Source organism: Streptomyces sp. NPDC002104 (genome assembly GCF_053593795.1).
Window position 1 is genome coordinate 1 of the sequence record NZ_JBSFDF010000065.1, and the last position, 21,687, is coordinate 21,687.

A 21,687-nucleotide genomic window follows, 5' to 3' on the forward strand; every position below is an offset into this window, starting at 1 on the left:
GCCCCAGGAGGGGTCCGGGCGCAGCCCGGTACCCCCCCAGCCCGTCCGGCGTTTGAGGACCGGGGTCCGGGCAGCGCCCGGGGAACGGTGGAAGGGCGGGTCGGGGACGGCCCCGCAGGGTTACGCCAGGGCCAGCTCCGCTCGGCGGACCGCCGGGGCCGAGGTGCCTACGATCGCGCCCGCCATGGACACCGCCGCCCCCGCCAGGAAGACCGGGGTCACGCCCCACACATCGGCGGCGAAGCCGAAGGCCGGATAGGCCAGCGGGGCCAGGCCGACCGCCGTGAAGGCCATCACGGAGCTGACCCGGCCCAGGTACGCGGGATCGGTGGCCGTCTGGATGAGGGCGATGGCCAGGCCTCCGCAGATCCCGCAGACCAGACCGGTCAGCACCGCCAGTGCCACGGCGACCGGCAGGGTCGGGGCCAGGACCAGACCGCCGATCCCGGCCGAGCCGATGATCAGGGTGAGGTTCTGGATCGCGCCGGCCCGGGGGAACCGCGGGATCAGGGTCAGCACGAGCGCGCTCGACGCCGCGCCCGCGCCCATCCCGCCGATGATCCAGCCGACCCCGCCCGGCCCCCAGCCACGCTCCTCCGAGACGAGGATGAGCCCCAGGGTCATCGGGGCGGAGGTGCCGAGCTGGCTCAGTGCCCCCGACAGGACCAGGGGGCCGATCAGCCCGTGCCGCCGGATGTAGCCGAGTCCCGAGCGGAGCTGCCCCCAGGGGCTCTCCGGGGAGGCGGCGGGCAGTACGGTCGCCGGCGCCGGCAGGGGGGCGATGCGTACCGCCAGCAGCAGCACCAGCGAGATCCCGAACAGCGCCGACGCCACCGCGAAGGCCGACGCCGGCCCGCCCAGCCCCATCGCCAGCCCCGCCACCGGCGGCCCGGCGGTGTGCCCGACGCGTTCCGCGAGGCTGCGCAGCCCCTGGACGCGTACCAGCTGCCCGGGCCCCGCGATCCGCGGCGGCAGCGCGCCGACGGCCGGCATGAACAGCGCGTCCACGATGCCGAAGACCAGCGCGACGAGGACGAGGACCCACAGGCCCGGGGAACCGAGGGCCAGGACGAGCGCCAGGCCGAGGACGACACCGCAGCGCACCGCGTCGGAGGAGATGACCACCAGCCGGGGCCCGAAGCGGTCGGCGATCACCCCGCCGCCCAGCATGAGCAGCGCCCTCGGTATCGCGCCGACGGCCATGACCAGCCCGACCTCGGCCGGGCCGGCCGTCTGGGCGGCCGCCCAGCCGAGGGCGAGGAAGTAGACCCCGTCCCCGACGAGCGAAGCCCCGTAGGCGGCCAGCCAGCGCAGGACGTTGCCGTCCCGCCAGACGTTCCCGTTCACGAACCGGCCCCCCACGGGCGAAGCGAACCTCAGCGGACCGGGTGGCCCGCTTCCCTCAGCGCGTCCTTGACCTGCCCGATGCGCAGGTCGCCGAAGTGGAACACCGACGCCGCGAGCACCGCGTCGGCGCCCGCCGCGATCGCCGGCGGGAAGTGCGCGAGCGTGCCCGCGCCGCCCGAGGCGATCACCGGTACCGTGACGTGCTTGCGCACGGCCGCGATCATCTCGGTGTCGTAGCCGTCCTTGGTACCGTCCGCGTCCATCGAGTTCAACAGGATTTCCCCGGCGCCCAGCTCGGCCGCCCGGTGCGCCCACTCGACGGCGTCGATGCCGGCGCTCCGCCGGCCGCCGTGGGTGGTGACCTCGAAGGACCCGGAGGCGGTGCGGCGGGCGTCGACGGACAGCACGAGCACCTGCCGGCCGAAGCGTTCCGCGATCTCCTGGATGAGCTCGGGCCGGGCGATGGCGGCGGTGTTCACGCCGACCTTGTCGGCGCCGGCCCGCAGCAGCTTGTCCACGTCGTCGGCGGTGCGGACGCCGCCGCCCACGGTCAGCGGGATGAAGACCTGTTCGGCGGTGCGGCGCACCACGTCGTAGGTGGTCTCCCGGTTCCCGGAGGACGCGGTGATGTCGAGGAAGGTCAGCTCGTCGGCGCCTTCGGCGTCGTAGAGCTTGGCCATCTCGACGGGGTCGCCGGCGTCGCGCAGGTTCTGGAAGTTGACGCCCTTGACCACGCGGCCGTTGTCCACGTCCAGGCAGGGGATCACCCGTACGGCGAGGGTCATGCGGCGCCTCCCGCGACGGGGCCGAAGGCCTCGACCTCCACCTCGACGACCATGCTCGGGTCCACGAACCCGTTGACGATGATCAGCGTCGAGGCGGGGCGGATCGTGTCGAAGAGCTCGCTGTGGGCGCGGCCGACCTCGTCCACGTCGCGGGCGTGCGTGAGGTAGAGGCGGGTGCGGACCACGTGCTCGGGGCCGAGTCCGGCCTGCTCCAGCGCCGCGAAGGCCACGGAGAAGGCCTTCTTCGTCTGGTCGTACGGGCCGCCCGCGTCGGCGCCGGTGCAGCCGGAGACCAGGACCAGCCCGTTGGGGAGCTGGACGGCGCGGGAGTAGCCGAGTACGTCCTCGTAGGCGCCGCCGGAGGAGATGCGTCGGACGTCGGAACTGCTCGCGGAGCTGTTCTCGGAACTCATGCGGAGACCACCTTCAGGGCTTCTTCGAGCGTGAACGCCTTGGCGTACAGGGCCTTGCCTACGATGGCGCCCTCGACGCCGGCCTCGACGAGCCCGGCCAGTGCGCGCAGGTCGTCGAGGGAGGAGATGCCGCCGGAGGCGACGACGGGCCGGTCGGTGGCGGCGCAGACGTTCTTCAGCAGCTCCAGGTTGGGGCCGGTGAGGGTGCCGTCCTTGCCGATGTCGGTGACGACGTAGCGGGCGCAGCCCTCGGAGTCCAGGCGCGCGAGGGTCTCGTAGAGGTCCCCGCCCTCGCTGGTCCAGCCGCGGCCCTTGAGGGTGGTGCCGCGGACGTCGAGGCCGACCGCGATCCTGTCGCCGTGCTCGGCGATGGCCTGGGCGGCCCACTCGGGGGTCTCCAGGGCGGCGGTGCCGAGGTTGACGCGGGTGCAGCCGGTGGCGAGGGCCGCGGCGAGCGAGGCGTCGTCGCGGATGCCGCCGGACAGCTCGACCTTGATGTCCATGGCGCCGGTGATCTCGGCGACGAGCGCGCGGTTGTCACCGGTGCCGAAGGCGGCGTCCAGGTCGACCAGGTGCAGCCATTCGGCGCCGGCGGACTGCCAGGCCAGGGCGGCCTGGAGCGGGGAGCCGTAGGAGGTCTCGCTGCCGGAGACGCCGTGCACGAGGCGGACGGCCTGGCCGTCGCGGACGTCGACGGCGGGGAGCAGTTCGAGCTTCTTCGACGTCGTCATCACAGGGTCTCGATCCAGTTGGTGAGGAGCTGGGCGCCGGCGTCCCCGGACTTCTCGGGGTGGAACTGGGTGGCCCACAGGGCCCCGTTCTCCACCGCCGCGACGAACCGCTCGCCGTGCGTGGCCCAGGTGACCTTGGGGGCCTTGATCAGCGGGTTGGTGACTTCCAGCGACCAGTCGTGGGCCGCGTAGGAGTGCACGAAGTAGAAGCGCGCGTCCTCGTCCAGGCCGGCGAAGGCCTGGCTGTCGGACGGCGCGTCCACGGTGTTCCAGCCCATGTGGGGGACGATCGGGGCCTGGAGCGGGCCGACCGTGCCGGGCCACTCGTCGAGTCCCTCGGTCTCCACTCCGTGCTCGATGCCGCGCTCGAAGAGGATCTGCATGCCGACGCAGATGCCCATGACCGGGCGGCCGCCGGAGAGCCGGCGGCCGATGATCCAGTCGCCGCGCGCGTCCTTGAGCCCCTGCATGCAGGCGGAGAAGGCGCCGACACCGGGGACGAGGAGTCCGTCGGCGTCCATGGCCTTGTCGTAGTCGCGGGTGATCTCCACGTCCGCGCCGGCGCGCGCGAGGGCGCGCTCGGCGGAGCGGACGTTGCCGAAGCCGTAGTCGAAGACCACGACCTTCTTGGTGGGGGCCACGGTACTCACTCCCAAATTCCCTGGATCCGCAGGACTCCGGCGAGCAGGCACATCGCGGAGCCGAGGGCGAGCAGGACGACGACGGACGTGGAGATCTTCTGCTTCTTGAACGAATAGGCGCCACCGGCCAGGAACAGGCCGAGGAAGATCAGGATCGAGTTGAGCCCGTTCACGCTAGAGGGCGCCCTTCGTGGAGGGCAGGATCCCGGCGGCGCGCGGGTCGAACTCGGCGGCGTAGCGCAGGGCCCGGGCCAGCGCCTTGAACTGGCACTCCACGATGTGGTGGGCGTTGCGGCCGTACGGCACGTGGATGTGCAGGGCGATCTGGGCCTGCGCGACGAAGGACTCGAAGATGTGCCGGGTCATCGTCGTGTCGTACGAGCCGATCATCGGCGCCATGTTCTCGGGCTCGGTGTGCACGAGGTACGGGCGGCCGGACAGGTCGACGGTCACCTGGGCGAGGGACTCGTCGAGCGGCACGGTGCAGTTGCCGAAGCGGTAGATGCCGACCTTGTCGCCGAGGGCCTGCTTGAAGGCGGCACCGAGCGCGAGCGCGCTGTCCTCGATGGTGTGGTGGCTGTCGATGTGCAGGTCGCCCTCGGTCTTGACCGTGAGGTCGAAGAGGCCGTGGCGGCCGAGCTGGTCGAGCATGTGGTCGTAGAAGCCCACGCCCGTCGAGACGTCGACCTTGCCCGTGCCGTCGAGGTTTATCTCGACGAGGACCGAGGTCTCCTTCGTGGTCCGTTCGACCCGTCCGATGCGGCTCATGCGTGCTGCTCCTTCTTCAGTGCGCGAACCGCTTCCAGGAACGCGTCGTTCTCGGCCGGGGTGCCCGCGGTGACCCGCAGCCATCCCGGTACTCCGTTGTCCCGGACCAGGACGCCCTGGTCGAGGATCTTCTGCCAGGCGGTGTGGGAGTTCTCGAACCGCCCGAACTGTACGAAGTTCGAGTCGGAGTCGGTGACCTCGAAGCCGATCCCCCGCAGCTCGGTGACCAGGCGGTCCCGCTCGGCCTTGAGCTGCTCGACGTAGCCGAGGAGGGTGTCGGTGAACTCCAGGGCGGCCAGCGCGGTCGCCTGGGTGACGGCCGACAAGTGGTACGGCAGGCGTACGAGCTGTACGGCGTCGACCACGGCCGGGTGCGCGGCCAGGTAGCCCAGGCGCAGGCCGGCGGCGCCGAAGGCCTTGGACATGGTCCGGGAGACCACCAGGTTCGGGCGGCCCTCGATCAGCGGCAGCAGCGAGTCCCGGTGGCTGAACTCCACGTAGGCCTCGTCCACGATGACCAGGGACGGCTTGGCCGCCTGCGCGGCCTCGTACAGGGCCAGGACCGTCTCCGCCCCGACCGCGGTGCCCGTGGGGTTGTTGGGCGAGGTGATGAAGACGACGTCGGGGGCGTGCTCGGCGATCGCCCGCTCGGCGGCCTCCACCTCGATGGTGAAGTCCTCCTCGCGCGGCCCGGAGATCCACTCGGTCCCGGTGCCGCGCGCGATCAGCGCGTGCATCGAGTACGAGGGCTCGAAGCCGATCGCGGTGCGGCCGGGCCCGCCGAAGGTCTGCAGCAGCTGCTGGAGCACCTCGTTGGAGCCGTTGGCGGCCCAGACGTTCTCCCGTGCGACCGGGTGCTTGCCGGTACGGGTGAGGTAGGCGGCGAGCTCGGTGCGCAGCTCGACGGCGTCCCGGTCGGGGTACCGGTTGAGGGTGCGGGCGGCCTCGGCGACGCGCTCGGCGATGCGGGCGACGAGCGGCTCGGGGAGCCCGTACGGGTTCTCGTTGGTGTTGAGCTGGACGGGCACGTCCAGCTGCGGGGCACCGTACGGGGTCTTGCCGCGGAGCTCGTCGCGGATGGGGAGGTCGTCGATGCCGATGACGTTCGCCGTGGCCGCGTCCTCGGTGCTGTCAGTGGTGCCGGTCATGCCTGGGGAACCTTCCACCCGAATCGTGCCTTGAGAGCCGCGCCGTGCGCGGGCAGGTCCTCGGCCTCGGCCAGGGTCACCACGTGGTGGGTGACCTCGGCGAGGGCGTCGCGCGTGTAGTCGACGATGTGGATGCCGCGCAGGAAGGACTGCACGGACAGGCCCGAGGAGTGGCAGGCGCAGCCGCCGGTGGGCAGTACGTGGTTGGAGCCGGCGCAGTAGTCGCCCAGCGAGACCGGGGACCACGGGCCGACGAAGATCGCGCCGGCGTTGCGCACGCGGGCGGCCCAGGCGGCCGCGTCGGCGGTCTGGATCTCCAGGTGCTCGGCGCCGTACGCGTCGACGACCTTGAGGCCGTCCTCCAGGCTGTCGACCAGCACGATCGCGGACTGCCGGCCGGCCAGCGCGGGCTTGACCCGGTCCTCGATGTGCTTGGTGGCCGCGACCTGCGGCTCCAGCTCCTTCTCGACGGCGGCCGCGAGCTCCTCGGAGTCCGTGACGAGCACGGCGGCGGCCAGCGGGTCGTGCTCGGCCTGGCTGATCAGGTCGGCGGCGACGTGCACCGGGTCGGCCGTGGAGTCCGCGAGGACCGCGATCTCGGTCGGGCCGGCCTCGGTGTCGATGCCGATCTTCCCGGTGAAGTAGCGCTTGGCGGCGGCGACCCAGATGTTGCCGGGGCCGGTGACCATGTTCACGGGCAGGCAGTCCTCGGTGCCGTAGGCGAACATCGCCACGGCGACGGCGCCGCCGGCCGCGTACACCTCGTCCACACCGAGCAGGGCACAGGCGGCGAGGATCGTCGGGTGCGGCAGACCCCCGAACTCCTTCTGCGGCGGGGACGCGAGCGCGATGGACTCGACGCCCGCCTCCTGGGCCGGGACCACGTTCATCACGACGGAGGACGGGTACACCGAGCGGCCGCCCGGGGCGTACAGCCCCACGCGCTCCACCGGAACCCACTTCTCGGTCACGGTGCCGCCGGGGACCACCTGGGTGGTGTGCTCGCTGCGGCGCTGGCTGCGGTGCACGATCCGGGCGCGCCGGATCGACTCCTCCAGGGCGGCGCGGACAGCGGGGTCGAGCTGGTCGAGAGCGGCCTGCAGCGCCTGGGCGGGCACCCTGACCTGCTCGAGCTCCACCCCGTCGAACTTCTGCGCGTACTCGATCAGCGCCGCCGTTCCACGATGGTGGACGTCCTCGCAGATCGGCCGCACCTTCTCCAGGGCGGCTTCTACGTCGAACTCGGCACGGGGCAGCAGATCGCGCAGGGCGCCACCCTCGGGGAGGGTGTCGCCGCGCAGGTCGATACGAGAGATCACCCGGCAATTCTCTCAGACCGCCTCGCGCCACCGTTCGTCCGTATCACTGGCTGATACAGGCCACGGACGTTTCCCGATGTCACAGCGGCCCCCTAGCGTGCAGGCAGGCGCGGGTGTCCGCGCGGACGAGCGGAGGGGGGCCGCCATGGCCGAAGCACGCCCGGAGGGGGCAACGAACGGAGAACGGCACGGAGAACCGGCCGGGGAACCGGACGGGGAACCGGACGGTCTCACCGCCCCGGAGCGGCGCATGTGGGACGCGTTCCGGACCGGCAGCGTCTGCGATCTCAGCACCCGCACCGCCGAGCGGGACGATCCGCACGCCGACCGGGTCTGGGGCCCCGAGCGCAGTGTCCGCGCGGCCGTGGTGGCCCTGCTGCTGCTCCACGGGCCGGGCCCGGTGCCGGGCCGGGTGGCCTCCCTGAAGCTGCGCGGCGTGCGGATCACCGGCCGCCTCGACCTCTCCGGGGGCACGGTCGGCCCGTACGTGGAGCTCCAGTCCTGCCGCTTCGACGGCGAGGTGCAGCTCTCCGAGACCCGCTGCGGCACCCTGCGCATGGTCAACTGCGCGATCCCCCGCCTCGACGCGGCCCGCCTGCACACGGAGGGCGACCTGCACCTGCCGCGCTGCCGGGTGGCCCGCGGGATCCGGCTGACCGACGCGCAGATCGGCACCGACCTGCTGATCAGCGAGGCGGTGCTGCAGCGCGACGGCAGGGGTCGGGCCCTGGCCGCCGACGGCATGTCGGTGGCGCAGGACTTCCAGGGCGAGCTGCTGCGGACCTACGGGGAGGTGAGCCTGCGCGGCGCCAAGGTCGGCGTGTCGATGAGCCTGCGCGGGGCCCGCCTGAGCAATCCGGCCGGGAAACGGGCGCTGAACGCCCCGCAGCTCACCGTCGAGCGCACCCTCTACCTGACCTCCATCGCCCTGGACCACGCCTCGGGCGACTCGGGCTCGGGCTCCTTCACGCCCCCCTACGGGCAGGGCTACACCCCGCTGCGCGGCGAGCCCGCGCAGCACTTCGAGTGCCGGGGCGGCCTGCGGCTGGACGACGGCCGCTTCGGGGACGCCGTGGACTTCTACGGGGCCCGGTTCACCCTCACGGAGGACCAGGAGGTCTCGCTGCGCCGCATCCACACCCCGGAGCTGCGGTTCGTCGGCGAGCGCCCGGAGCGCGGACGCGTCGTGCTGTCGGGCGCGCGGGTGGTCAAGCTCGTGGACACGGCCACGAGCTGGCCGGCCCGCCCGGGCCGGCTGTCCATCGAGGGCTTCGGCTACGAGAACCTCGCGCCCCGGGGCCCCTTCCCGCCGGCCCGCCGGCTGGAGTGGGTCGAGGCGGCCACCCCCGAGTACTCCCCGGAACCGTACGAGCGGCTCGCCGCGGTCCTGCGGGCCTCCGGGGAGGACGCGGACGCCCGCGAGGTGCTGCTGGCCAAACAGCGGCGCCGCCGGGCGACGCTGCCGCCGGCGCTGCGCGCGTGGGGCCATCTCCAGGACTGGACGGTGGCCTACGGCTACCGGCCGGGCCGGGCGGCGCTGTGGATGGCCGTGCTGTGGGCGGCCGGGACCGTGCTCTTCACCGTGCACGACAAGCCCCCGCCGCTCAAGGCGGACGAGGCCCCGGACTGGAACCCGGCGCTGTTCGCGCTGGACCTGCTGCTCCCGGTGATCGACCTGGGCCAGCAGGACCAGTGGATTCTGCGGGGCGGCTGGCAGTGGGGCACGGCGGCCCTGGTCATCCTCGGCTGGATCCTGGCCACGACGGTCGCGGCCGGCGCCTCCCGCGTCCTGAGGCGGGGATAACCGTCCTCGGGCCACGGCCACTACCCTGTGCCTCGTGACCACCGTTCGCCTGCCACTCTTCCCGCTCAACTCGGTGCTGTTCCCGGGACTCGTCCTCCCGCTGAACATCTTCGAGGAGCGTTATCGCGCCATGATGCGCGAGCTGCTGAAAGCGGGAGAGGACGAGCCCCGCCGTTTCGCGGTCGTCGCGATCCGCGACGGCCGGGAGGTCGCCCCGACCTCGCCCGGCCTGCCCGACCAGACGGCCGTGCCCGAGCGCGGCCCGGCCGCCGGTTTCGGCGCGGACCCGGTCCAGGCCTTCCACCGGGTGGGCTGCATCGCGGACGCCGCCTCCATCCGGGAACGGGAGGACGGCAGCTTCGAGGTGATGGCGACCGGCACCGTCCGCGTACGGCTGCTGTCGGTCGACGCGTCCGGCCCGTTCCTCGTGGCGGAGCTGGAGGAGCTCCCGGAGGACGCGGGCGACGGCGCGGGCGCGCTGGCGGAGGGCGTGCTGCGGGCGTTCCGCACGTACCAGAAGCGGCTCGCCGGAGCCCGCGAACGGTCCCTGACCGGCATGGACCTCCCCGACGAGCCCTCGGTGGTCTCGTACCTGGTCGCGGCGGCCGCGGTGCTGGACATCCCGGCGAAGCAGCGCCTGCTGCAGGCCCCGGACACGGCGACCCGCCTCGCGGAGGAGCTGAAGCTGCTGCGCACCGAGACGGCCGTCATCCGCCACCTCCCCTCGCTCCCGGCCGTGGACCTCACCCGCGCCCCGACGAGCCCCAACTGACGAAGGACCCATGGCGAAGAAGAAGCCGGCCGGCACCCCGGCGATCGTGGCCCTGACCGCGGCCGGCGCCGAGTTCACCGTGCACGCCTACGAGCACGACCCGGCCCACCCGTCCTACGGGGAGGAGGCCGCCCAGGCCCTCGGGGTCTCCCCGGCGCAGGTCTTCAAGACGCTCCTCGCCGACGTGGACGGCTCCCTGGTGGTCGCGGTGGTCCCGGTCTCGGGCAGCCTCGACCTGAAGGCCCTGGCCTCGGCGGTGGGCGGCAAGCGGGCGGCGATGGCCGATCCGGCACTGGCGGAGCGCACCACGGGCTACGTCCTGGGCGGCATCTCCCCGCTGGGGCAGCGCAAGCGCCTGCCGACGGTCCTGGACGCCTCGGCGTCGGCCTTCCCCACCATCTGCGTCTCGGCGGGCCGCCGCGGCCTGGAGGTCGAACTGGCCCCGGCCGCCCTGGCCGCCCTGACCTCGGCCACCATGGCCGCGGTCGCCCGCGCGTAGCGGCGGCCCTGCGGGGCGGAGTCCCCTACCCGCCCTTCGCCCGTTCCCCGGGGCTCCGCCCCGGACCCCGTGCCCTCACACGCCGGGCGCGCAGCGCACGTACGGGTCCGGGCGGAGCCCGGGGAACGGTGGAAGGGCGGGTGGGGGACGAGCCCCGCAGGGCCCGCCCACCCCTACCGGGGCTACGGGCGCGGAGGCTCCGTACCGGAGGGGTCCGCGGCCGGGGAGCCGGCCGGGCCCGCAGGGGCCTGGTAGTAGCCCGACGGCCACACGCCGGGGTCCGGCGCCGGATCCCGGGTGCCCCACAGCGCGGTCAGCGCGAGGTGCACGACGACCGCGGCCATCGGCCACCCGAGCAGCGCCCCGTGCGCGAGCAGCTCCAGCGGGGCGTCGAAGGGGACACCCTTCCCCGCCTTCCGGGCGACCGCCACGAGGTCCGAGGACGGCCCCAGCCACAGACCCACCCGCCAGCCGACCATCGCGGCGAAGACCGACCCGACCGCGAGCCCGACGACCTGCGCCGCGCCCCCGCTCCGGCGCCACAGGAAGACGGCCACCGCACTGAGCACGCCGAATCCGACGGACAGCAGGAGGAAGGTTCCGTCGGCCCCGATGCGCGCCTCGCTCTCGGTGTCGCGCAGGAACACGGCCTCGCCGTTGGAGACGTACTGCACGCGCGGCGCGAGCCAGACCCACAGCAGCCCGAGGAGCACGCCGGCCACGCCGGTCACGAGGGCGATGGCGGCGCCGTCCCGGATGTCGGAGGGGGAGAAGGCGGGCTCGGGCGCGGGCGCACCGGCCGCCGGAGGCGACGGCTGGTCGGGCTTGTCATAGGGGGTCACGGCTTCGGTCACCCCCACATCGTGCCAGGAAGTGTTTGATTTAACGATCGGCCCCGGCGCGGCCCGGGCGCGCGGCCCCGGCGGCCGTCAGCGGACCGCGGCCCGCCGGTAGGCCCAGGTCGCGACGGCGAGGGACAGCACGCCCACCCCGGCGCAGACGCCGAGGTCGAGGAGGACGGCCGTCCAGTCGGGATGCGGCTCGAAGGTGCGGGCGAAGGCCTCCACGCCGTACGTGGACGGCAGCAGGTCCCGCGCCCAGACGATGACGCCGGGCATCCGCTCGGGCGGCAGTACGCCCAGCAGCAGGGCCGCGGACATGCCGAGCTGTCCGGCGAGGGTGGCCAGCTCCTGCCGGGGGGCGAGCAGGCCGAGCGCCGCCCCGAGCCCGGCGAGGGCGGCCCCCGCCAGCGGCACCACGGCGGCCAGGATCCACAGGCCGCCCAGGGGCAGCCCGAACAGCACGCTGCCGAAGACGGCCGTCACCAGCGTGCCGGGCAGCGTGAAGGAGGCGTACGCGGCGGCCGCGCCCAGCACCACGGACGCGGGCGGCACCGGCAGGGTGGCGTAGTGGTCGAGCCCGCCGCTGGCCCGGAGCTGGCCGAAGTACTGGGCGAGCAGGTTCAGCGCGACGAAGGCGACGACCAGCACGGAGGAACCGGCGACGACGGCCCGCGCCTCGGAGCCCCCGTCGACCACGCCCCGCATCAGGATCATGATCCCGACGGACTGGAAGGTGGCCACGAACAGCAGGGGGATCCGCGAGACCCGCGCGCGGGACAGCTGGGCCCGGTAGACGGCGGCCAGCGCCGGGAAGAACCGGGCTCGGGGTGCCAGGACGCCCACGGCCGTGTGCGCGGCCGTGGTGGCGGCGGTGGTGGCGGTGGCGCTCACGCCTTCACCAGTCCCTTCGAGGTCCGTCCGCCCAGGGCGAGGTACACGTCCTCCAGGCTCGGCGTGGCCAGCGTGAAATCGTCGAGGGCGGCGAAGGCCGGGCCGCCGGTCACGGCGGCCACCGCCGCCCGCGCCTCGTCGGGTCCGAGCCGCAGCACCCAGCGCCGCCCGGATTCGGTGGCCGCGGGGGCGAGCGCGGCGACCTCCGGGAGCTCCAGCGGCGGCGCGGTACGCCAGACCAGTTCGAGCCGGACCTCGCCGGACACCTGCGCCTTGAGCCCGGCGGGGGTGTCACAGGCGATGACGCGGCCCTGGTCGATGACGGCGACCCGGTCGAGGACGGTCTCGGCCTCGATGACGTTGTGGGTGACCAGCAGGACGGTGGCCCCGGACTCGGCGCGGCGGCGGTCGACGGCGGCCCAGACGGCCCGCCGGGCCACCGGGTCCATGCCGGTCGTGGGCTCGTCGAGCACCAGGACGGGCCGCTCCCCCACCAGCGCGGCGGCGAAGCACGCGAGGCGCCGCTGTCCGCCGGACAGCTTCTTCAGGGGGCGTCCGGCGATCCCGGTCAGGCCGAGTTCTTCCAGTACGGAGTCCCGGGCGGTTCGCGCCTCGCGCAGGCCGAGGCCGCGCAGCCGGCCGGTGGTCTCGGCGGCCAGGGAGACCGTGAGCTCGTCGAGGGCGGTGGATTCCTGCCCCAGGTAGGAGAGCAGCCGGGCGGAGCGGTCGGGGTGGCGTACGAGGTCGTGGCCGAGCAGGGTCACCGAGCCGGAGTCGGGCCGCAGCAGGCCGGTGAGCTGGCGGACCAGGGTCGATTTGCCGGCGCCGTTGGGGCCGAGCAGGCCGAAGATCTCGCCGCGCCGGACGTCCAGGGAGATCCCGTCGGTGGCACGGGTCTCGGGCAGGGCCGGGGCCCCGCGCCGTCCTCGTACCGCGGGATACGTCTTGACCAGGTCGCGTACCGCGCAGACCACGTCGCGGGCCGGTCCCGCGGTCCCTGCCGTGCGGCCACCGCGCGGCGGTCCTGCCTGTGCTGTCCCCGTACTCACGAGGGAGCAGCCTACGGGGTTGCGGGCCCTACTCGGCTGCCGGGGCCGCCGGGGCCACCGCCACGGGGGCCGCGGGAGCCCCGGGGACGGGGGCCGGTCCGGGCGCCGTCCCGCCGCCGGCCACGTGTTCCGCGGCCGCCCGTACGTCGATCTCGCGCCAGAAGCCGGCCCGGATGGCGTAGCGGTCGTGCTCGTCGATCTGGTCGTCCTTGTGCGCGAGGAGCCCGAAGCGGGCGGCGTAGCGCAGCAGTTCCCCGTCGATGCGGTGCGGAATCCGCGGGTACATGGTGGCGAGCTTCTGCAGGTGCACGGTCTCCGGGAGCCGTTCCATCCAGCGCCGGGCGAACACCTGGCCGACCTCGAAGGGGTCGCCGCCGACGGTGGTGATGTCCTCCTCGCGGTCCGCCCAGCGCTGCTCGGCGGAGGTGAGCTGGGCGAGGGTGGGCAGCGAGGCGGTCTCGGCGGGCTCGCCGAGCGGTCCGGCGCGGTCGACCCACCCCTTGTCGGAGGACCATCGCAGGGCGCTGCCCGCCGGGGCCGCGCCGAGGGCCTGGCCGGGCCCGGCGGCGGGTGCGGCGGCGCCGGGGGCGCGCAGGGCGCCCGCGAGGTCCTTGGGCGTCGGGACGGTCTTGCCGTTGGCGCCGGTGGCGGCGGTGGCCGGTACGCCGCCCTCCTCGGGCTCCACGGGGGGCGCGGGCCGGGTTCCGCCGCCGGTGCCGGTGCCGCGGGCGGCCTCGGCGAGGGCGGCCTCGGGCAGCGGTGCGGAGAGGATGGCGGCGATCTCGGGGCGCGGGGCCGGTGCGGGGGCGCAGAGTCCGGTGAGGTCGCGGGCGCGGACGGCGCGGGTGATCCAGGTGCGGTCCAGGACGCGGCGTTCGTCGGCTTCGGCGACGAGGTCCTCGGACTGGTTGTAGTCCCCGTCGGCGGCCTGGACGGCCCACAGGTGGACGGCGACCCCGTGTTCCTTGGCGGACATCAGGCCGGGCAGCAGGTCCCCGTCGCCGGTGACGAGTACGACGTCCGAGCAGGCCCGGTTGCGGGCGAGCTCGGTGAGCTCGGCGTGCATGGCCGCGTCGACGCCCTTCTGGGCCCAGCGGCCGTCGCTGCGGGTCAGGGCGCCCAGGCGGACGGTGACGCGGGGCATGACGCGCAGCCGCCGGTGCTCGGGCTGGGGCACCCGGTCGGGGGCGCCGTCGAACCAGTAGATCCGCAGGAGCGGCTGCTCGGTGTCGGCCTCGGCGCGCTCGCGCAGGCCCTGGATGAGCGCCGCATGGTCGACGGTGATCCGGGAGCGGGAGGGCTCTCCTGCGAGGAGGCTCGCGGCGGCGCCCAGCAGGTAGCCGGCATCCACCAGGACGACGCAGCGGTCCACGCGTACCACCCTCTTCCCCTGGGGGTCCTCTGTGTCTTTCGCGGTTTCCCAGAGTCTGCCCGACGGCAACGGCCTTGACGGCCGGAACTCGATCATCGGCGTGGCGTATCTCCCGGAGTTCCCCGGCAGGACCCCCGACTACGCGCGGTAATGATCCAAAATGCGCCGTTTACGGCCCTGTGTGAGTGTGAAGGCGGCCCTGGCCCCTACACCCCCCACGGAGGCATCCCATGGCCAAGAACAAGAACCGCCAGCAGCCCGCCAAGTCTCAGGACCGCTCGGCTTCGCAGGATCCGGCGAAGACGTCGATGGAATCCTCGCCCGCGCCCTCCTCCTCTCCGACGCCGAGCCCGCTGCAGATGGCCGGCAAGAAGAGGGAAAAGAAGTTCGGCCACAACTGACGCCGCTCAGGCACAGCCGTTCGTACGTGAAGAGGCCCGCCCCTGTCGACGGGGGCGGGCCTCTTCACGTGTGCGCGAGCCGCGCCGGGGGTGGCGGCGACGGCGGAGGCTACCCCGCCAGGCAGGACGGGCCGAGCAGCACCTTGAGGTCGCCGAAGAGCGCCGGGTCGGGCTTGACGCGGTGCTTGTCGAGCCGGAGCACGGTGGTGGTGCGCGGCCCCTGGAGCTTGATCCGGACCTCGCTGTTGCCCTGGTGGTGGCGCAGGATCTCGCCGAGGCGGGTCACCATCGGCGGGGTGACCTTGACGGTGGGGATGGTGAGGATCACGGGGGCGTTGGTGCCGGCGTTGGACAGGTCCGGGACCATCATCTCCATGGCGACCAGCCGGGGGACGTCCTCGCGCTTGTCCAGGCGGCCCTTGACGAAGACGACGGTGTCCTCGACCAGCTGCGTGGAGACGAGCTGGTAGGTCGCGGGGAAGAACATGCACTCGATGGAGCCAGCCAGGTCCTCGACGGTGGCGATGGCCCAGGCGTTGCCCTGCTTGGTCATCTTGCGCTGGAGGCCCGAGATGATGCCGCCGATGGTGACGACCGCGCCGTCGCCGTGCTCCCCGCCGGTGAGCTGGGAGATGCCGGCGTCGGTCTTGTCGGAGAGCACGTGCTCCAGACCGAAGAGCGGGTGGTCGGAGACGTAGAGGCCGAGCATCTCGCGCTCCTGGGCGAGCAGGTAGGCCTTCTCCCACTCGACGTCGGAGAACTCCACGTCGAGACCGAAGCCGGGCTCGTCGCTCGCGTCCGCGTCACCCATTCCGCCGAAGAGGTCGAACTGCCCCTCGGCCTCCTTGCGCTTGACGGCGACCACGTTGTCGATCATGGGCTCGTGGTGGGCGACCAGGCCCTTGCGGGTGTGGCCCATCTCGTCGAAGGCGCCGGCCTTGATCAGGGACTCGATGGTGCGCTTGTTGCAGACGACCGCTTCGACCTTGTCGAGGAAGTCGGGGAAGGTGGAGTACTTCCCCTTGGCCTTCCTGGTCTTGATGATCGACTCGACGACGTTGGTGCCGACGTTGCGCACGGCGGTGAGGCCGAAGAGGATCACGTCGTCGCCCTGGGCGGCGAAGTTGGGCTCCGACTCGTTCACGTTCGGCGGGAGCACCTTGATGCCCATGCGGCGGCACTCGTTCAGGTAGATCGCGGACTTGTCCTTGTCGTCCTTGACCGAGGTGAGCAGCCCCGCCATGTACTCGGCCGGGAAATTGGCCTTGAGGTAGGCGGTCCAGTAGGAGACCAGTCCGTACGCGGCCGAGTGGGCCTTGTTGAAGGCGTAGCCGGCGAAGGGGACCAGGACGTCCCACAGCGCCTTGATCGCCTGGTCGCTGAAGCCCTTCTCCTTGGCGCCCGCCTCGAAGATGACGAAGTTCTTCGCCAGCTCCTCGGGCTTCTTCTTGCCCATCACGCGGCGCAGGATGTCGGCCTCGCCGAGCGAGTACCCGGCGATGATCTGGGCGGCCTTCTGGACCTGCTCCTGGTAGACGATGAGGCCGTAGGTGACCGCGAGCACCTCTTCGAGCGGCCCCTCCAGCTCCGGGTGGATCGGGGTGATCTCCTGCTGCTTGTTCTTGCGCAGGGCGTAGTTCGTGTGCGAGTTCATGCCCATCGGGCCCGGCCGGTACAGGGCGGACACGGCGGAGATGTCTTCGAAGTTGTCGGGCTTCATCAGGCGCAGCAGGGAGCGCATGGGCCCGCCGTCGAACTGGAACACGCCGAGGGTGTCGCCGCGGCCGAGCAGTTCGAAGGTCTTGGGGTCGTCGAGCGGCAGGCCGAGGAGATCGATGTCGATCCCCTTGTTGGCCTTCACCATCTTGACGGCGTCGTCCATGATCGTGAGGTTGCGCAGGCCGAGGAAGTCCATCTTCAGCAGGCCGAGCGATTCGCAGCTCGGGTAGTCCCACTGGGTGATGGTCACGCCGTCGGAGTGGCGGACCCAGACCGGTACGTGGTCGGTGATGGTCTCGCTGGACATGATCACGCCGGCGGCGTGCACGCCCATCTGGCGGACCAGGCCCTCCACGCCGCGGGCGGTGTCGATGACCTTCTTGACGTCCGGCTCGTTCTCGTACATCCCGCGGATCTCGCCGGCCTCGCCGTAGCGGGGGTGCTGCGGGTCGAGGATGCCGGAGAGCGGGATGCCCTTGCCGAGGACGTCGGCGGGCATGGCCTTGGTGAGGCGGTCGCCCATGGCGTACGGGTAGCCCAGGACGCGGGCCGAGTCCTTGATCGCGTTCTTGGCCTTGATGGTGCCGTACGTGCCGATCATGGCGACCTTGTCGGCGCCGTACTTCTCGGTCACGTACCGGATCACCTCGACGCGCCTGCGCTCGTCGAAGTCGATGTCGACATCGGGCATGGAGACGCGCTCGGGGTTCAGGAACCGCTCGAAGATCAGGCCGTGGGTGATCGGGTCGAGGTCGGTGATGCCCATGGCGTACGCGACGATCGAGCCGGCCGCGGAGCCTCGGCCCGGGCCCACCGCGATGCCCTGGTTCTTGGCCCACATGATGAAGTCGGCGACCACGAGGAAGTAGCCGGGGAAGCCCATCGAGATGATCGTGTCCATCTCGTACTCGGCCTGCTTCATCCGGTCGTCCGGGATGCCCCCGGGGTAGCGGCGCTGCATGCCCCGCATGGTCTCCTCGCGGAACCAGGTGACCTCGGTGTAGCCGTCCGGGATGTCGAACTTCGGCATCAGGTTCCGGAACTGGAACATGCCCTCGGTGTCGATCTGGTCCGCGACCAGCTTCGTGTTGGCGCAGCCCTCCTGCCAGGCGTCCGAGGAGTCGATGGCGTACATCTCGTCCGTGGACTTCAGGTAGTAGCCGGTGCCGTCGAAGCGGAAGCGGTCCGGGTCCGAGAGGTTCTTGCCGGTCTGGATGCAGAGCAGGGCGTCGTGGGCGCCGGCCTCGCTCGCGTACGTGTAGTGGGAGTCGTTCGTCACGAGCGGCGGGATGCCGAGCTTCTTGCCGACCTCCAGCAGACCGTCGCGGACCCGGCGCTCGATCTCGATGCCGTGGTCCATCAGCTCCAGGAAGTAGCGGTCCTTGCCGAAGATGTCCTGGTACTCGGACGCGGCCTTCAGCGCCTCGTCGAACTGTCCGAGGCGCAGGCGGGTCTGGAGCTCTCCGGAGGGGCAGCCGGTGGAGGCGATCAGGCCGTCCGACCACTTGCTGATGGTCTCCTTGTCCATGCGCGGCCACTTGGTGAGCCAGCCCTCGGCGTAGGCGTCGGAGGACAGCCGGAAGAGGTTGTTCAGGCCGGTGGCGTTCGCCGCCCAGATCGTCTTGTGCGTGTAACCGCCGGAACCGGACACGTCGTCGCGCTTCTGGTGCGGCTGGCCCCACTGGATGCGCCGCTTGTTGCGCCGGGATTCCGGGGCCACGTAGGCCTCGATGCCGATGATCGGCGTGATCCCCGCCTTCTTCGCGGTGTGGAAGAAGTCATAGGCCCCGTGCAGGTTGCCGTGGTCGGACATGGCGATGTGGCTCATGCCCATCTCGTTGCACGCGTTGAACATGTCCTTCAGCCGCGCGGCACCGTCCAGCAGGGAGTACTGGGTGTGGACGTGCAGGTGCGTGAACGGCGTCTTGGTCACGGTGGGGGCTCCTGAAGATCACAGTGGCGCGGAGTGCCTCGATGAGGGGCGGCGGTCGGGTGACGGGCGGGCGGGGAGAGAGGGGCGGCAGCTATGAATCCTACGTGGCCCGAGTGACAGTTCCCGGGCACCGACGGGTACCTTCGTCCGTTGCAGACCCAAGGACGCGTGTCCGATATGCGATCCACCCCGCGCCACCAGGAGGCACCCGCCATGGCGGTTCCCGAGACGACCGACGAGCAGCGCGCCGAGCAGATACTCGACGTGTTCGACATCGCCTTCGGCGAGCTGATCACCGCAGACCCCACGGCCTTCCGGGTCAAGTTCCGCAAGATGGCGGCCTCGGCCTTCGCCTTCTACCGGGGCACCGCCTGCCTCTTCTACGCCGACCTGGAGCGCGAGCGGCACGGCGGCCCGTACCTGGACGAGCGCACCGGCCGGGTGTGGATCCACGGTGATCTGCACGCCGAGAACTTCGGCACGTACATGAACGCCCAGGGCCGGCTGATCTTCAACGTCAACGACTTCGACGAGGCCTACGTCGGCCCCTTCACCTGGGACCTGAAGCGGTTCTCCGCCTCCGTGGCCCTGCTCGGCTACACCAAGGCGCTCAGCGACGACCAGATCAGCGAGCTGGTACGGATCTACGCGGCCGCCTACCGGGAGCGCATCCACGCACTGGCCACCGGAGCCAAGAACGAGGAGGTGCCCGCCTTCACCCTGGACACCGCCGAGGGCCCGCTGCTGGACGCCCTGCGCCACGCCCGCCGCCGCACCCGCTTCTCGCTCCTCGACTCGATGACGGAGATCCGCGAGTTCGAGCGCCGCTTCTCCCCCGGCCCCGGGACCATCGAGCTGGACGCGGCCACCCGGTACAAGGTGCTCGCCGCCTTCGACGGGTACCTGGAGACCCTCCCCGAGGAGTCCCTGATCCGGCCCGACTCCTACCGGGTCAAGGACGTGGTGGGCCGCCGGGGCGTCGGCATCGGCTCGGCGGGCCTGCCCTCGTACAACATCCTGCTGGAGGGGCACAGCGACGCCCTGGAGAACGACGTCGTGATCTACCTCAAGCAGGCCCAGACCCCGGCCGTGTCCCGGCACGTCACCGACCGGGCGGTGCGCGAGTACTTCCTGCACGAGGGGCACCGCACCGTGATCTCCCAGCGCGCCCTGCAGGCGCACGCCGACCCGTGGCTCGGCTGGACGGAGCTGGACGGGGCCGGACAGCTCGTCGCGGAGGTCTCCCCGTACGCGGTGGACCTGGACTGGTCGGACCTGGACGACCCGGAGGAGATCGCGGCCGTGGTCGCCGACCTCGGCCGGGCCACGGCGACCATGCACGGGGCGGCGGACGAGCAGGAGAGCGGCCACACCCTGGTCCCGTTCTCCACCGAGCGGGCCATCGACGCGGCCATCGCCGCCGACGAGGAGGGTTTCGCGGACCTGCTGGTGGACTTCGCGCACGCCTACGGCGCCCGGGCCCGCGCCGACCACCAGATCTTCGTGGACCTCTTCCGCAACGGCCGGATCCTGCCCTAGAGGGTGCCGGGAGCGGGACCTAGGGCCCGCTCTCACAGGGACGCATGGCACACTCGCGACGATGGACATATCCGGGGTGGGTCTCCGAGGGCTGCGGGCCGCGCTGTTCAGCGCGGTCGTCGTGCTGCTCTCGGCCGGCTCCCACGTCCTGATGTCCCGGGTGCCGCTGCCTCCCGCCCTGGTGGGAGGGGCTTTCGCCGCGGTGTTCGCGATCGCCTTCGCCCTGGCCGGACGCGAGCGCGGCCTCGGCCACATCGCCGGGCTGCTCGTCCCCCTCGAGCTGGCCGCCGACACCGTCCTGACCTCCGGCCAGCACCTGTGCTACGGCCCCGCGGGCGGCCCCGTCTCGGGTCCGCTGCGCGCCATGGGGCTCGCCGACTTCTGCGGCGGCAGCCCGGTGGGCGGCGCGCTCGCCGAGGTGGGCGGGCCCGCCGGCCCGGCCGCGCTGCTGCCCGCACCCGGACCGTGGACGCCCTGGCTGCTGCTGGGCGCGCACGTCTCGGTCGGACTGCTCGCCTCGCTGTGGCTGCACCGCGGGGAGCGGGCGCTGGGCCGGCTGCTGAGCGCGGCCTCCGCCTGCGCCTTCCGCCCGCTGCGGATGGCCTCGGCCCGCGCGGCGCGGGCGCTGGCCCCGGTACGGCTCTCGCCGCCCCGGGCGCTGCGGAGCACGGTGGCCCGTACCCGCTTCCCCGTGCACTCCGTGGGACGGCGGGGACCTCCTCGCGTACACGGCGCGTTCGCCCGCGCCTGACGTACGCACCGCACGTGCGCACGCACGCACGCACGCGCGTACGTACATACGAGGACATCCCCCCTTCCATCCGGCTCCACCGCGGCACCCGCGGACCCGCGGACCCGCTGAGCCACACCCCACGGAGAGAACGATGAGCGCACGCAACAGCCAGGCGAACAAGGCGGCGGCCCGCGAGAGGCTGCGCATCGAGCGCGAGCAGCAGGCCAAGAAGGCCAAGGCCCGCCGGCAGGTGTTCGTGGCGGGCGGCGTCGTGGCCGTCCTGGCCCTGGCCGGCGGCGTCGGCTACGCCGTCGTGCAGTCGAGCCAGCCGACCGCCTGGGAGAAGGCCGCCGACGCCCCCCTGGTCGCGCCGAAGAACACCACGGGCGACAACGGCACGACGGTGGTCCTCGGCAAGGCCGACGCCAAGAAGACCCTGGAGCTGTACGAGGACTCCCGCTGCCCGGTCTGCGCCAGCTTCGAGCAGGCGGTGGGCCCGCAGGTCAAGAAGGACCTCGACGCCGGCAAGTACAAGATCCAGTACATCGGCGCCACCTTCCTGGACAAGGGCTTCCCCGGCACCGGCTCGAAGAACGCCCTGAGCGCGCTGGGCGCGGCCCTCAACGTCAGCCCCGAGGCGTTCCTGGAGTACAAGACGGCCCTCTACTCCGCGGCGAACCACCCGGAGGAGAAGGACGACAAGTTCGCCAAGGACGACTACCTGCTGACGGTGGCGGACCAGGTCCCGACGCTCAAGGGGAACGCAGCGTTCAAGAAGGCGGTCGAGGACGGCACCTACGACCGGTGGGCGCTGGAGATGTCCAAGGCCTTCGACAAGAGCGGGGTCACGGGCACGCCGACGCTGAAGATGGACGGCAAGAAGATCGACCCGCTGCCGCAGTCCCCCGAGGCGTTCACGGCGGCGATCGACAAGGCCATCGCCGGCTGACCTCCCTCCTTCCCGCGGTACCCCGACGGACG

The 21,687-nt window shown here is 72.3% G+C and carries 21 protein-coding genes; 7 read left to right on the forward strand and 14 right to left on the reverse strand.

Annotation, left to right across the window (positions count from 1 at the left end):
• Positions 1-120: 120 nt before the first annotated feature.
• The 9 genes from ACWCP2_RS34065 to hisD are packed head-to-tail and all read right to left on the reverse strand — an operon-like array spanning position 121 to position 7,152.
• On the reverse strand, positions 121-1,347 hold the full coding sequence (locus tag ACWCP2_RS34065; protein WP_450912437.1) for an MFS transporter: 1,227 nt from the start codon (positions 1,345-1,347) through the stop codon (positions 121-123).
• 29 nt (positions 1,348-1,376) lie between these two features.
• A complete protein-coding gene (gene hisF / locus ACWCP2_RS34070) occupies positions 1,377-2,132 on the reverse strand; it encodes an imidazole glycerol phosphate synthase subunit HisF (RefSeq protein WP_422465494.1) in 756 nt (251 codons plus the stop codon).
• On the reverse strand, positions 2,129-2,545 hold the full coding sequence (locus ACWCP2_RS34075) for a RidA family protein (protein WP_450912438.1): 417 nt from the start codon (positions 2,543-2,545) through the stop codon (positions 2,129-2,131). Before ACWCP2_RS34075 ends, hisF begins: the two co-directional genes overlap by 4 nt.
• Complete coding sequence (priA, locus tag ACWCP2_RS34080; RefSeq protein WP_450912439.1) at positions 2,542-3,276, reverse strand: bifunctional 1-(5-phosphoribosyl)-5-((5-phosphoribosylamino)methylideneamino)imidazole-4-carboxamide isomerase/phosphoribosylanthranilate isomerase PriA; 735 nt, start codon at positions 3,274-3,276, stop codon at positions 2,542-2,544. Before priA ends, ACWCP2_RS34075 begins: the two co-directional genes overlap by 4 nt.
• Positions 3,276-3,917, reverse strand: a complete 642-nt coding sequence (gene hisH, locus ACWCP2_RS34085) for an imidazole glycerol phosphate synthase subunit HisH (protein WP_450912467.1) — start codon at positions 3,915-3,917, stop codon at positions 3,276-3,278. Before hisH ends, priA begins: the two co-directional genes overlap by 1 nt.
• Positions 3,918-3,922: 5 nt before the next feature.
• Positions 3,923-4,090: a hypothetical protein gene (locus tag ACWCP2_RS34090; protein WP_450912440.1), complete on the reverse strand. Its 168-nt coding sequence runs from the start codon at positions 4,088-4,090 to the stop codon at positions 3,923-3,925.
• 1 nt (position 4,091) lies between these two features.
• A complete protein-coding gene (hisB, locus tag ACWCP2_RS34095) occupies positions 4,092-4,685 on the reverse strand; it encodes an imidazoleglycerol-phosphate dehydratase HisB (protein WP_215035049.1) in 594 nt (197 codons plus the stop codon).
• Positions 4,682-5,833 carry a histidinol-phosphate transaminase gene (locus tag ACWCP2_RS34100; RefSeq protein ID WP_450912441.1) on the reverse strand — a complete coding sequence of 384 codons (1,152 nt, stop codon included), beginning with the start codon at positions 5,831-5,833 and terminating at the stop codon, positions 4,682-4,684. The genes hisB and ACWCP2_RS34100 overlap by 4 nt, the downstream gene beginning before the upstream one ends.
• On the reverse strand, positions 5,830-7,152 hold the full coding sequence (hisD, locus tag ACWCP2_RS34105) for a histidinol dehydrogenase (RefSeq protein ID WP_450912442.1): 1,323 nt from the start codon (positions 7,150-7,152) through the stop codon (positions 5,830-5,832). The genes ACWCP2_RS34100 and hisD overlap by 4 nt, the downstream gene beginning before the upstream one ends.
• Positions 7,153-7,297: 145 nt before the next feature.
• Between hisD and ACWCP2_RS34110 the strand changes: the two genes are divergently transcribed.
• The 3 genes from ACWCP2_RS34110 to ybaK are packed head-to-tail and all read left to right on the forward strand — an operon-like array spanning position 7,298 to position 10,227.
• Positions 7,298-8,956: an oxidoreductase gene (locus ACWCP2_RS34110; RefSeq protein WP_450912443.1), complete on the forward strand. Its 1,659-nt coding sequence runs from the start codon at positions 7,298-7,300 to the stop codon at positions 8,954-8,956.
• Positions 8,957-8,990: 34 nt separating this feature from the next.
• On the forward strand, positions 8,991-9,728 hold the full coding sequence (locus tag ACWCP2_RS34115) for an LON peptidase substrate-binding domain-containing protein (RefSeq protein WP_450912444.1): 738 nt from the start codon (positions 8,991-8,993) through the stop codon (positions 9,726-9,728).
• Between the two features lie 10 nt (positions 9,729-9,738).
• The gene (gene ybaK, locus ACWCP2_RS34120; RefSeq protein WP_450912445.1) at positions 9,739-10,227 is read left to right on the forward strand and encodes a Cys-tRNA(Pro) deacylase; all 489 of its coding nucleotides are present in this window, start codon (positions 9,739-9,741) and stop codon (positions 10,225-10,227) included.
• Positions 10,228-10,409: 182 nt separating this feature from the next.
• Here the strand turns inward: ybaK and ACWCP2_RS34125 are convergent, their stop codons facing one another.
• The 4 genes from ACWCP2_RS34125 to ACWCP2_RS34140 all read right to left on the reverse strand — a co-directional run bounded on the left by ACWCP2_RS34125 (position 10,410) and on the right by ACWCP2_RS34140 (position 14,390).
• Positions 10,410-11,081, reverse strand: coding sequence for a hypothetical protein (locus ACWCP2_RS34125; RefSeq protein ID WP_450912446.1), 672 nt, complete (start codon positions 11,079-11,081; stop codon positions 10,410-10,412).
• Positions 11,082-11,156: 75 nt separating this feature from the next.
• Positions 11,157-11,960, reverse strand: coding sequence for an ABC transporter permease (locus ACWCP2_RS34130; protein ID WP_450912447.1), 804 nt, complete (start codon positions 11,958-11,960; stop codon positions 11,157-11,159).
• Positions 11,957-13,009 carry an ABC transporter ATP-binding protein gene (locus ACWCP2_RS34135; RefSeq protein WP_450912448.1) on the reverse strand — a complete coding sequence of 351 codons (1,053 nt, stop codon included), beginning with the start codon at positions 13,007-13,009 and terminating at the stop codon, positions 11,957-11,959. Before ACWCP2_RS34135 ends, ACWCP2_RS34130 begins: the two co-directional genes overlap by 4 nt.
• A 28-nt stretch (positions 13,010-13,037) precedes the next feature.
• Entirely contained in the window at positions 13,038-14,390 is a 1,353-nt protein-coding gene (locus ACWCP2_RS34140; protein WP_450912449.1) for an NYN domain-containing protein, read from the reverse strand.
• Between the two features lie 221 nt (positions 14,391-14,611).
• Here ACWCP2_RS34140 and ACWCP2_RS34145 point away from each other — a divergent pair, with 221 nt between their 5' ends.
• Positions 14,612-14,782 carry a hypothetical protein gene (locus ACWCP2_RS34145; RefSeq protein ID WP_450912450.1) on the forward strand — a complete coding sequence of 57 codons (171 nt, stop codon included), beginning with the start codon at positions 14,612-14,614 and terminating at the stop codon, positions 14,780-14,782.
• 109 nt (positions 14,783-14,891) lie between these two features.
• Here the strand turns inward: ACWCP2_RS34145 and dnaE are convergent, their stop codons facing one another.
• Positions 14,892-18,434 (reverse strand): DNA polymerase III subunit alpha, encoded by a 3,543-nt coding sequence (dnaE, locus tag ACWCP2_RS34150; protein WP_450912451.1) that lies wholly within the window; start codon positions 18,432-18,434, stop codon positions 14,892-14,894.
• A 213-nt stretch (positions 18,435-18,647) separates the two neighbouring features.
• Here dnaE and ACWCP2_RS34155 point away from each other — a divergent pair, with 213 nt between their 5' ends.
• The 3 genes from ACWCP2_RS34155 (at position 18,648) to ACWCP2_RS34165 (ending at position 21,655) form a co-directional block, all read left to right on the forward strand.
• A complete protein-coding gene (locus ACWCP2_RS34155; RefSeq protein WP_450912468.1) occupies positions 18,648-19,973 on the forward strand; it encodes a DUF2252 domain-containing protein in 1,326 nt (441 codons plus the stop codon).
• Positions 19,974-20,034: 61 nt separating this feature from the next.
• A complete protein-coding gene (locus tag ACWCP2_RS34160) occupies positions 20,035-20,724 on the forward strand; it encodes a hypothetical protein (protein WP_450912452.1) in 690 nt (229 codons plus the stop codon).
• A gap of 133 nt (positions 20,725-20,857) precedes the next feature.
• Positions 20,858-21,655, forward strand: coding sequence for a DsbA family protein (locus ACWCP2_RS34165; RefSeq protein ID WP_450912453.1), 798 nt, complete (start codon positions 20,858-20,860; stop codon positions 21,653-21,655).
• The last annotated feature ends 32 nt before the right edge of the window (positions 21,656-21,687 follow it).

Excerpts from the sequence above, each read along its gene's own strand:
- hisF (WP_422465494.1), bottom strand. The coding sequence starts at position 2,132 with ATGACCCTCGCCGTACGGGTGATCCCCTGCCTGGACGTGGACAACGGC.
- ACWCP2_RS34075 (WP_450912438.1), bottom strand. The coding sequence starts at position 2,545 with ATGAGTTCCGAGAACAGCTCCGCGAGCAGTTCCGACGTCCGACGCATC.
- priA (WP_450912439.1), bottom strand. The coding sequence starts at position 3,276 with ATGACGACGTCGAAGAAGCTCGAACTGCTCCCCGCCGTCGACGTCCGC.
- hisB (WP_215035049.1), bottom strand. The coding sequence starts at position 4,685 with ATGAGCCGCATCGGACGGGTCGAACGGACCACGAAGGAGACCTCGGTC.
- ACWCP2_RS34100 (WP_450912441.1), bottom strand. The coding sequence starts at position 5,833 with ATGACCGGCACCACTGACAGCACCGAGGACGCGGCCACGGCGAACGTC.
- ACWCP2_RS34110 (WP_450912443.1), top strand. The coding sequence starts at position 7,298 with ATGGCCGAAGCACGCCCGGAGGGGGCAACGAACGGAGAACGGCACGGA.
- ybaK (WP_450912445.1), top strand. The coding sequence starts at position 9,739 with ATGGCGAAGAAGAAGCCGGCCGGCACCCCGGCGATCGTGGCCCTGACC.
- ACWCP2_RS34145 (WP_450912450.1), top strand. The coding sequence starts at position 14,612 with ATGGCCAAGAACAAGAACCGCCAGCAGCCCGCCAAGTCTCAGGACCGC.
- ACWCP2_RS34155 (WP_450912468.1), top strand. The coding sequence starts at position 18,648 with ATGGCGGTTCCCGAGACGACCGACGAGCAGCGCGCCGAGCAGATACTC.
- ACWCP2_RS34160 (WP_450912452.1), top strand. The coding sequence starts at position 20,035 with ATGGACATATCCGGGGTGGGTCTCCGAGGGCTGCGGGCCGCGCTGTTC.
- ACWCP2_RS34165 (WP_450912453.1), top strand. The coding sequence starts at position 20,858 with ATGAGCGCACGCAACAGCCAGGCGAACAAGGCGGCGGCCCGCGAGAGG.